This is a genomic window from Streptomyces sp. NPDC043878, from assembly GCF_056435735.1.
This window is the reverse complement of the sequence record NZ_JBWKDW010000032.1, coordinates 36,687-44,479: the sequence shown is the minus strand read 5'-3', so window position 1 is coordinate 44,479 and position 7,793 is coordinate 36,687. Positions and strand designations below refer to the sequence as shown.

The following is a 7,793-nucleotide window of genomic DNA, read 5'->3' as shown; positions in this document are numbered from 1 at the left end:
TCCCCGCCCCGCCGCTTCCCGTTCGCCCCCCCCGCCCCTCGCCCCGCCTTCCCCCCCCCCCCCCCCCCCCCCCCCCCCCCCCCCCCCCCCCCCCCCCCACTACGGGCAGGGCGATGAACGCTCTGCCCGCGTCGACGTCAGTCCTGACCGCGGCGGCAGGCCAGCCACAGGACCACACCCACGCCCGCGGCCGCCAGAAGGAGGTTGCGGTTGTCCCGTGCCAGCCGGGCTCCCTGCGCCGTCTTCTGCCGTACCGGCTCCGGAGCCTTGTCCTCCCACAGCCGGCCGGCCTGTGCGGCCTTGGCCCGGGCCTGCTCGGCGGCCTGTCCGGCGGTCTCCTTGACCGGCTCGGGCAGCTTGTCCTGCACCTGGTGGGCGACGTCGGCGGCCTTTGCCTTCAGTTCCCCCGCCTTGGCCAGGGTCTGTTCCTTGAGCTCTTCCGCCTTGGTCGCGGCCTGCTCCCTGACCTCGGTGGCCTTGGCCTGTGCGCGGGACTTGACGTCGGTCTTGGCGCTGAGCGCCTCGACCGTCTCGCCGAGTTCGTGGCGGGTCTGCTCGACCTGGGCGCGCAGTTCCTCGGGGCTGGAAGCGGTGGGCTCGTCGTGCGGTGGCTGGGTCATCGGTGCGCGCTCTCCTTGATCTCGGCCACGTCGGCCTTCACGTTTTCGATGGTCTTCTCCGGAGTGGGCGGCGCCGCCTCACTGACCTGCTTCTTCCCGGTCAGGGCCAGCACGCCGGCGATCACCCCGAGCACCGCGGTGACGATGAGGGCCGCGGCCCACACCGGCAGCGGTACCGCCAGAGCGGCGATCGCGGTGGCCACCAGGGCCTCCAGCATCAGGAACCCGACAAGGCCGGCGCCGCCGAACAGCCCGCCGCCCTTGCCGTAGCGCTTGCCCTTCTCCTTCATCTCCGCCTGTGCCAGGCGCAGTTCGCCGCGCACCAGCTCGGTCAGCTGTTGCGACGCGCGCGTCACCAGCTCGCCCACCGGCTCCGAACCCTGCGTCTGCCGTCCCGATCCGGGATGGGGCTGGGTATTCGACATGGCGATCACCTCCCGTCAGTGGCTTTCTTCCACCCGCGTGCGCTGACGCGCCCGGGCGTGAGGGCGCGAGTACCCCGATACGACCAGTTCATCTAAGGGGCCAGGTCCAGGGGATGCAGCGTGCTCCAGTGCCGGCGCAGCAGGTCCTCGGGCGCGATCCGGCCCGCGGAAGCCTCACCCACCGGATACGGGCCCGGCATCCGGTCCGGCAGGGCCGCTTCGCGGCGCGACCACCAGCGGACAGCGCTGACGGCCACCCCGCTTCCGGCGAGTGCCGCGGCGGTGACCGCGAGCATGCCGCGTGCTCCGAGTGACATGGTTCCCCCTGGTCGGTGTGCGCACGAGCCGCGCGTACTGTCCGTCGGGTTGCCCGGCACAGCGGCTTCATGCCTGCCCGGCGGCCGGTTCCGGGCGGGTTGTCGCCCGAAGGAGTGGGACAGCGCGGAATGGTTACACAGCCCATATGACTCGAATGCCAAAAATCGGACAAAATCGAGATGAGGTGGCCGAGCACCGCTCGACGCCTCCCGAACGCGGCCGGGACCCCGGCCCCCCACCCGCCACGAACGACGACGGCGAACGCTTCGGGCCGAGCCCCGAGGCGGAGCGGCGGGCACCGGACTCGCCGACCGGACTGTCCAAGCACTCCTGGCGCGCGGTACTCAAGGGCAGCCTGCGGGAGTTCAAGGACGACGAACTGACCGACCGCGCCGCCGCCCTCACCTACTACGGGATACTGGCGCTGTTCCCGGCACTGCTGGCGCTGGTGTCGCTGCTGGGACTGACCGGCAGGTCGACGACGGACAAGGTGCTGCAGAACATCCAGAAGTTCGCTCCCGGCTCGGCCCGGGACATCATCACCAGCGCGGTGCAGCAGATGCAGGGGCGCGCCGGCGTCGGCTCGATCATGGCGATCGTCGGTCTGGTGCTGGCCATCTGGTCCGCCTCCGGGTACGTGGCCGCGTTCACCCGCACCGCCAACGCGGTGTACGACATGCCCGAGGGCCGGCCGGCGTGGAAGATCCTTCCGGTGCGTGTCGGGGTGACGGTGGTGCTGCTGATACTGGCCGTGGTCAGCGCGCTGATCGTGGTCTTCACCGGAAGCCTGGCCCGTCAGGTCGGCACGGCCCTCGGTATCGGCGACACCGCTCTGACGGTGTGGTCGATCGCAAAGTGGCCGGTCCTCGTCGTCCTGGTCACCCTCATGATCGCGATCCTGTACTGGGCGACGCCCAACGCCAAGGTGAAGGGGTTCCGCTGGATCACCCCGGGCAGCTTCCTCGCCCTGGTGATCTGGCTCATCGCCTCCGCCGGGTTCGCCTTCTACGTCGCCAACTTCGCCTCGTACAACAAGACCTACGGCACCATGGCCGGCGTGATCGTCTTCCTGGTCTGGCTGTGGATCAGCAACCTGGCGATCCTGCTCGGCCTGGAGTTCGACGCGGAGACCGTGCGGCAGCGGGCGGTCGCCGGCGGACATCCGCCGGAGGCCGAGCCGTACACCCAGCCTCGCGACACACGGAAGTGGGACGAACAGGACCGGCGCCGTATGGACAGCGACAGCCGCTGACCCGCCGCACGCGCGGACGGCGTCCACGGCGGTGTCGTCTCCCCGGGGGGAGAGCGTGCGTCACGGCTGGGCGGCGGTCCTCCCCGTGTCGACGGCCGGCAGGCGGAACGTCACGGTCAGGCCCGCCACCCGGGGTCCGCGAGGCGGTCACAAGTCCCTGCCGGCCGGCGACGGTGGCGGGTGACTCCGGGTGCGGGGGAGTCCTTCAGGGGGAGACACCGGCCACCCCGGCCGCCCGGAGTTTCACGGTGCCGCCGGACGCAGGGCGTCGGAGACCGACTTGGTGCCGCCGTGCGCGGTGAGGCCGCCGTCGACGGGGATGTCGGCGCCGGTGATGAACGACGACTCGTCCGACAGCAGGAACACCACCAGCGGGGCGACCTCGGCCACGCTGCCGGTGCGGCCGAGCGGGGTCTCGCGGAGGGTGGCCTCGCGGAAGGCGGGGGCGGCCGAGCGGGTCATCTCGGTGTCGATGTAGCCCGGGTGGACGGAGTTGACGCGGATGCCGCGTGGGCCGAGTTCGAGGGCGGCCGTCCGGGACAGGCCGCGCAGGCCCCACTTGCTGGCGGTGTAGGCCACGGGGTAGTGGGCGGTGAGCGCGGCGGAGGAACCGACGTTGACGATCGATGAACCGGCCGGCATGAGCGGGGTGAGGTGCTGGATGCCGAGGAGGGGGCCGGTGACGTTGACCGAGTGCACCCGGTCGAAGTCCTCGGCGCGGACGTCGCCGACGCGGGCGCGCCAGGTGATGCCGGCGTTGTTGACCAGGCCGTGCACCTGCCCGTACGTCGCCTTCACCTCGGCCGCGAGTGCGGCCCAGTCCGTGTCGCTGGTGACGTCGAGGCGGCGGCAGCCGCCGTCGGGGTGTACGTCGGTGGCGATGACGAGGGCGCCTTCGCGGGTGAGTGCCTGTGCCTCGGCGGCACCCTGGCCGCGGGCCGCACCGGTGATCACGACGACCTTGCCGGCGAGCCGTCCGGTGTGCCGGAGGGTCATGGCCGCTCCCGGGTGCGGCGCCGGCCGGCCGGCAGGGGTACCGGTTCGGCCCCGGGCACGACGCTGGTGGTGAGGGTGCCGATGCCCTCCACGGTGAGCGTGACGGTGTCGCCGGGCGTGAGCGGGGGCGGGGTGCGCTCGCCGCGCAGGCCCCACAGTTCCGCCAGGCAGCCGCCGTTGCCGCAGGTGCCGGACCCCAGTACGTCACCCGGGACGACGCGGGTGCCGCGGGAGGCGTAGGCGGTCATCTCCTCGAACGTCCAGCTCATGTTGGACAGCAGGTCCTTGCCGACGACCTCACCGTTGACCTGGGCGGTCAGGGCCAGCCGCAGGAAGCCGTCCGGGTCGCGGTGGGGTTCCAGTTCGTCGGCGGTGACCAGGTAGGGGCCCAGCGTGGTGGCGGTGTCCTTGCCCTTGCACGGGCCGAGGCCCACCTTCATCTCCGCCGACTGGAGGTCGCGTGCGGACCAGTCGTTGAGGACGGTGTAGCCGACGATGTGGTCACGGGCCCGCTCGGGCGTCAGGTCGCGGCCCTCGCGGCCGATGACGGCGCCCACTTCGAGTTCGAAGTCGAGGGCCGCCGACCCGGGGGGAACGGGGACGGTGTCGTGGGGGCCGTAGACGGCGTGCGGGTTGGTGAAGTAGAAGGTCGGTGCCGTGTACCACTGTTCGGGTACGCCAAAGGCGCCGTCGACGGCGCGGCGTACGCCCTCGACGTGTTCCTCGAAGGTGACGAAGTCCCGCAGGGACGCCGGGTGCAGCGGAGGCAGCAGCCGTACGTCGGCGACCTGGGGGCCGGGCGGCACGTCGAGTGCCGCCGCGCCGGCGTCGAGCAGGCCGGGCAGGCCGCCGGTCTCCGTGAGCAGGGCCGTGAGCGAGGTGACACCGGGCAGCGGGAAGAGTGTGCCGTCCTCCTCGACCACGGCCACGTGGCGGCGCTGTCGGTGTTCGTAGGCGGCGAAACGCATGGGGGCGGCTCCTGGAGCGGGCGGGGGAGACGAGGGGGTGTGGAGTCCTCGCGGACCTGGACGAGGGCGCGGCAGCCGGACCGGTGACGCGAAGGGCTGCCGCGCCGGGGGAGTCGAGGGTGGGGGTTCAGACCGGCGGGGCGACGAAGACGCCGCGGTCGACGTCGTTGAAGGATTCCTTGGCGATCAGTTCGTTCATGGGGTTGGCGGTGCCCCACTGGTCGGTGACCTCGGGCCGGGAGAAGTCGTAGACGTGCGGGTGCCAGGTGTCCTCGTCCAGCGCCTCCAACTCCGTCGTGTACTCGACGGTGTTGCCATGCGGATCGAGGAAGTAGGTGAAGGTGTTGTCGCCGGCCATGTGCCGGCCCGGTCCCCAGACCTTCCGGTGGCCGGCCCGCATCACCCGGCCCGACCCGCGCATGTACTCGTCGAGGCCGCGCATCTCGAAGGAGACGTGGTGCAGGGCGGTGTGCGGGCCCTGGGCGATCGCCATGGAGTGGTGCTGGTTGCTGATCCGCATGAAGTGCATGACGTCGCCCATGTGGGGCGAACTGAGGGTGTCGGAGAGGGCGAAGCCGAGGTGGCGCTCGTACCACGCGCGAGTGCGGTTCAGGTCGGGGGAGTTGAGGACGACGTGGGAGAGCTTGACCGGGATGGCCTCCTTCTCCTCGATCCTGCGGTGCCGGCGCACCTCGACGTCGGCGGAGACCTCGATGGTGCGGCCGTCGACGTCGAAGAAGCGGAAGCCGTAGCCGCCGCCGGGGGTGTCGACCTTCCCGGGCTGCGAGACCAACTGGACGCCGCCGGCGAGAAGCCGCTCGGCGAGCGTGTCCACGTCGGCGGCGGACCGGGCGCCGTAGGAGACGAGGTCGAGACGCTTCTCGCCGGCCCGGCGCAGCCGCACCACGTACTGCTCGGGGGAGCCTTCGGCGGCGAGGAAGGAGATGCCGGAGTCAGCGGCGACTTCGGTGAGACCCCAGACTCCGGCGTAGAAGTCGCGTTGTGTGTCGTAGTCGGGCACGGCGAGGTCGACGTGCCGCAGGTGGGTGAGCAGGCGGGCGCTCATGAGGGGGTGCCTCCTCGGGCGAGGGCGGGGTCGAGCAGGGCGGTGGCGTTCGCGCCGCGTACGGCGTCGAAGTCGGCGGGGGACAGACGGGCGGCGCGCAGGGCTGCGAGGGGGTCGTCGGTGCCCATGTCGAAGGGGAAGTCGGAGCCGAGCAGGACGCGGTCGGCCCCGGCGACGCGCACCAACTCCCGCAGGGTGTGCGGGTCGTGGACGAGGGAGTCGAAGTACATCCGCCGCAGGTAGCTGCTGGGCGGGTGGGCGCAGCCGGCCCCCGCGTCGGCGCGGGCCGACCAGGCGTGGTCGGAGCGGCCGATGTGGGTGGGCAGGTAGCCGCCGCCGTGCGCGGCCACGATCCTCAGCCGGGGGTGCCGGTCCAGGACGCCGGAGAAGACCAGGTGGGACAGGGCGACGGCGTTCTCGGTGGGCTGGCCGACGGTGTTGGACAGGTACCACTGGTCGAGGCGCTCGTCGAGCGTGCAGCCGAAGGGGTGCAGGAACACGATCGCGGCGCGCTCCTCCGCCCGGGTCCACAGCGCCTCGTACGCCGGGTCGGACAGTTCCCTGGCCGGGGCGTGGCTGGAGATCTCCACCCCGAGCAGGCCCTGGCCGAGGGCGTGGTCGAGGGCGGCCACCGCCAGGTGCGGGTGCTGCATCGGAACGAGTCCCAGGCCGCGCAGTCGGCCGGGGGCGGCCGAACAGTGGTCGGCGGTGGCCTCGTTGGCCAGCCGGCACAGCTTCTCGGCCGTCTCCTCCTCGGCCCAGTAGTGGTAGTGCGACGGGGAGGGGCTGACCAGCTGGACGTCCACGCCCTGGGCGTCCATCGCGGCCAGGCGTACGGCGACGTCGGTCAGCCGGGGGATGCGCGCGCGGACCATGGGGCCGTTGACGGCGAGGGCGGCGGAGCCGTTGCGGCGGGCCTCCAGTGCCTGCGCCCGGGCGAGACCCGGTGCGCCGGCCACCAGCGCGTCGACCTCGGGCAGCAGGACGTGGGCGTGCACGTCCACGGTAGGGGAGGTCACGGCAGCTCCCGGAGCATCGTCATCGTGCGGCCCATCAGGCCGGGTACGTCGGCGTCCCGTACCCCGTCGAGCTGCCACTGCCCGATCTGTACGGAGGCTTCCACCACCGGTCTCACCCGACGCATCCGTCGTTCGTGGTACGTCTGGAACAACGCGTCGTCCCAGGTGTCGGAGGCGGTCAGGAGCTGGGCGAGGACCCAGGCGTCCTCCAGGGACATCGCGGCGCCCTGGGCGAGGGTGGGCGGGCAGCAGTGCGCGGCGTCGCCGGCCAGGACGACCCGGCCGCGGTGCCAGGAGCCCTCCACCAGCATCCGGTCGAACCAGGTGTAGTTGACCTTCGCCGGGTCGGTGATGTGCGCGGTGATCTCGGGCCAGAAGCCGCCGTAGTGCCGGGCGAGGCGGCGCATCTCGTCGGCGTGGGAGTCCCGGGGCATCGAGGCGCGGTCGCGGTTGGCCTCGACGACGTAGGCGTACAGGGTGGTGTCGCTGGTGGGGCAGTAGCCGGCGATGTAGGCGGGGCCGCCGTAGGCGAGGTCGGTGCGGGTGACGCCGGCCGGGCGCGGGGCGGCGACGCGCCAGATGGCCATGCCGGTGGCTTCTGGCTTGTCGGTGATGCCGATGGCGGCGCGGGTGGCGGAGCCGAGTCCGTCGGCGGCGACGACCAGGTCGTAGCGGCTATCGGTGCCGTCGCCGAAGCGCACCCGGACTCCGTCACCGTCCTGGTCGAGGATCTCCGCCCGGGTGCCCAGACGCACGGTGGCGCCGCTGCCGCGGACGGCGTCGATGAGTATCCGTTGGAGTCGCGGGCGCTGCATGCCGACGGTGGCGGGCAGGTCGCCGCCGCCGGTGCGCAGGTCGCGGTGGACGTGCAGGACGGTCCCGTCGGGGGCGGTGATGCCGACCGCCCCGAAGCCGAAGCCGGAGGCGCGGACCCGTTCCCAGACGCCGAGTTCACGCAGGACGCGCAGGGCGTTGCCCTGGAGGGTGATTCCGGAGCCCGCCGTGGCGTTCCAGTCGTCCCTGGCCTCGACCAGGTCCACCGTCAGGCCGGCCCGGCGCAGCAGGATCGTCACGGCGTTGCCGGCCGCGCCGCCGCCGATCACCAGGACCGTGCGGGTGTCGCTCATGA

General features: G+C 72.3%; 9 protein-coding genes. 1 reads left to right on the top strand and 8 read right to left on the bottom strand.

Going from position 1 to position 7,793, the window contains the following annotated elements; genetic code table 11:
* Nucleotides 1-137: 137 nt before the first annotated feature.
* The 3 genes from AC07AZ_RS33405 to AC07AZ_RS33395 all read right to left on the bottom strand — a co-directional run bounded on the left by AC07AZ_RS33405 (nucleotide 138) and on the right by AC07AZ_RS33395 (nucleotide 1,362).
* The gene (locus AC07AZ_RS33405) at nucleotides 138-620 is read right to left on the bottom strand and encodes a DUF3618 domain-containing protein (RefSeq protein ID WP_478854477.1); all 483 of its coding nucleotides are present in this window, start codon (nucleotides 618-620) and stop codon (nucleotides 138-140) included.
* A complete protein-coding gene (locus tag AC07AZ_RS33400; protein WP_478854528.1) occupies nucleotides 617-1,045 on the bottom strand; it encodes a phage holin family protein in 429 nt (142 codons plus the stop codon). The genes AC07AZ_RS33405 and AC07AZ_RS33400 overlap by 4 nt, the downstream gene beginning before the upstream one ends.
* A 92-nt stretch (nucleotides 1,046-1,137) precedes the next feature.
* Nucleotides 1,138-1,362 (bottom strand): hypothetical protein, encoded by a 225-nt coding sequence (locus AC07AZ_RS33395; protein ID WP_478854475.1) that lies wholly within the window; start codon nucleotides 1,360-1,362, stop codon nucleotides 1,138-1,140.
* A 146-nt stretch (nucleotides 1,363-1,508) separates the two neighbouring features.
* Between AC07AZ_RS33395 and AC07AZ_RS33390 the strand changes: the two genes are divergently transcribed.
* Nucleotides 1,509-2,615, top strand: coding sequence for a YihY/virulence factor BrkB family protein (locus tag AC07AZ_RS33390; protein WP_478854473.1), 1,107 nt, complete (start codon nucleotides 1,509-1,511; stop codon nucleotides 2,613-2,615).
* A gap of 243 nt (nucleotides 2,616-2,858) precedes the next feature.
* Here AC07AZ_RS33390 and AC07AZ_RS33385 read toward each other — a convergent pair whose 3' ends face one another.
* The 5 genes from AC07AZ_RS33385 to AC07AZ_RS33365 all read right to left on the bottom strand — a co-directional run bounded on the left by AC07AZ_RS33385 (nucleotide 2,859) and on the right by AC07AZ_RS33365 (nucleotide 7,791).
* Nucleotides 2,859-3,611 (bottom strand): SDR family NAD(P)-dependent oxidoreductase, encoded by a 753-nt coding sequence (locus AC07AZ_RS33385; RefSeq protein WP_478854471.1) that lies wholly within the window; start codon nucleotides 3,609-3,611, stop codon nucleotides 2,859-2,861.
* A complete protein-coding gene (locus AC07AZ_RS33380; RefSeq protein WP_478854469.1) occupies nucleotides 3,608-4,579 on the bottom strand; it encodes a fumarylacetoacetate hydrolase family protein in 972 nt (323 codons plus the stop codon). The genes AC07AZ_RS33385 and AC07AZ_RS33380 overlap by 4 nt, the downstream gene beginning before the upstream one ends.
* A 127-nt stretch (nucleotides 4,580-4,706) precedes the next feature.
* On the bottom strand, nucleotides 4,707-5,645 hold the full coding sequence (locus AC07AZ_RS33375) for a VOC family protein (RefSeq protein ID WP_478854467.1): 939 nt from the start codon (nucleotides 5,643-5,645) through the stop codon (nucleotides 4,707-4,709).
* Nucleotides 5,642-6,664, bottom strand: coding sequence for an amidohydrolase family protein (locus tag AC07AZ_RS33370; RefSeq protein ID WP_478854465.1), 1,023 nt, complete (start codon nucleotides 6,662-6,664; stop codon nucleotides 5,642-5,644). The genes AC07AZ_RS33375 and AC07AZ_RS33370 overlap by 4 nt, the downstream gene beginning before the upstream one ends.
* Nucleotides 6,661-7,791 (bottom strand): FAD-dependent oxidoreductase, encoded by a 1,131-nt coding sequence (locus tag AC07AZ_RS33365; RefSeq protein ID WP_478854463.1) that lies wholly within the window; start codon nucleotides 7,789-7,791, stop codon nucleotides 6,661-6,663. The genes AC07AZ_RS33370 and AC07AZ_RS33365 overlap by 4 nt, the downstream gene beginning before the upstream one ends.
* Nucleotides 7,792-7,793: the final 2 nt, after the last annotated feature.

Excerpts from the sequence above, each read along its gene's own strand:
- AC07AZ_RS33405 (WP_478854477.1), bottom strand. The coding sequence starts at position 620 with ATGACCCAGCCACCGCACGACGAGCCCACCGCTTCCAGCCCCGAGGAA.
- AC07AZ_RS33400 (WP_478854528.1), bottom strand. The coding sequence starts at position 1,045 with ATGTCGAATACCCAGCCCCATCCCGGATCGGGACGGCAGACGCAGGGT.
- AC07AZ_RS33395 (WP_478854475.1), bottom strand. The coding sequence starts at position 1,362 with ATGTCACTCGGAGCACGCGGCATGCTCGCGGTCACCGCCGCGGCACTC.
- AC07AZ_RS33390 (WP_478854473.1), top strand. The coding sequence starts at position 1,509 with ATGACTCGAATGCCAAAAATCGGACAAAATCGAGATGAGGTGGCCGAG.
- AC07AZ_RS33385 (WP_478854471.1), bottom strand. The coding sequence starts at position 3,611 with ATGACCCTCCGGCACACCGGACGGCTCGCCGGCAAGGTCGTCGTGATC.
- AC07AZ_RS33380 (WP_478854469.1), bottom strand. The coding sequence starts at position 4,579 with ATGCGTTTCGCCGCCTACGAACACCGACAGCGCCGCCACGTGGCCGTG.
- AC07AZ_RS33375 (WP_478854467.1), bottom strand. The coding sequence starts at position 5,645 with ATGAGCGCCCGCCTGCTCACCCACCTGCGGCACGTCGACCTCGCCGTG.
- AC07AZ_RS33365 (WP_478854463.1), bottom strand. The coding sequence starts at position 7,791 with ATGAGCGACACCCGCACGGTCCTGGTGATCGGCGGCGGCGCGGCCGGC.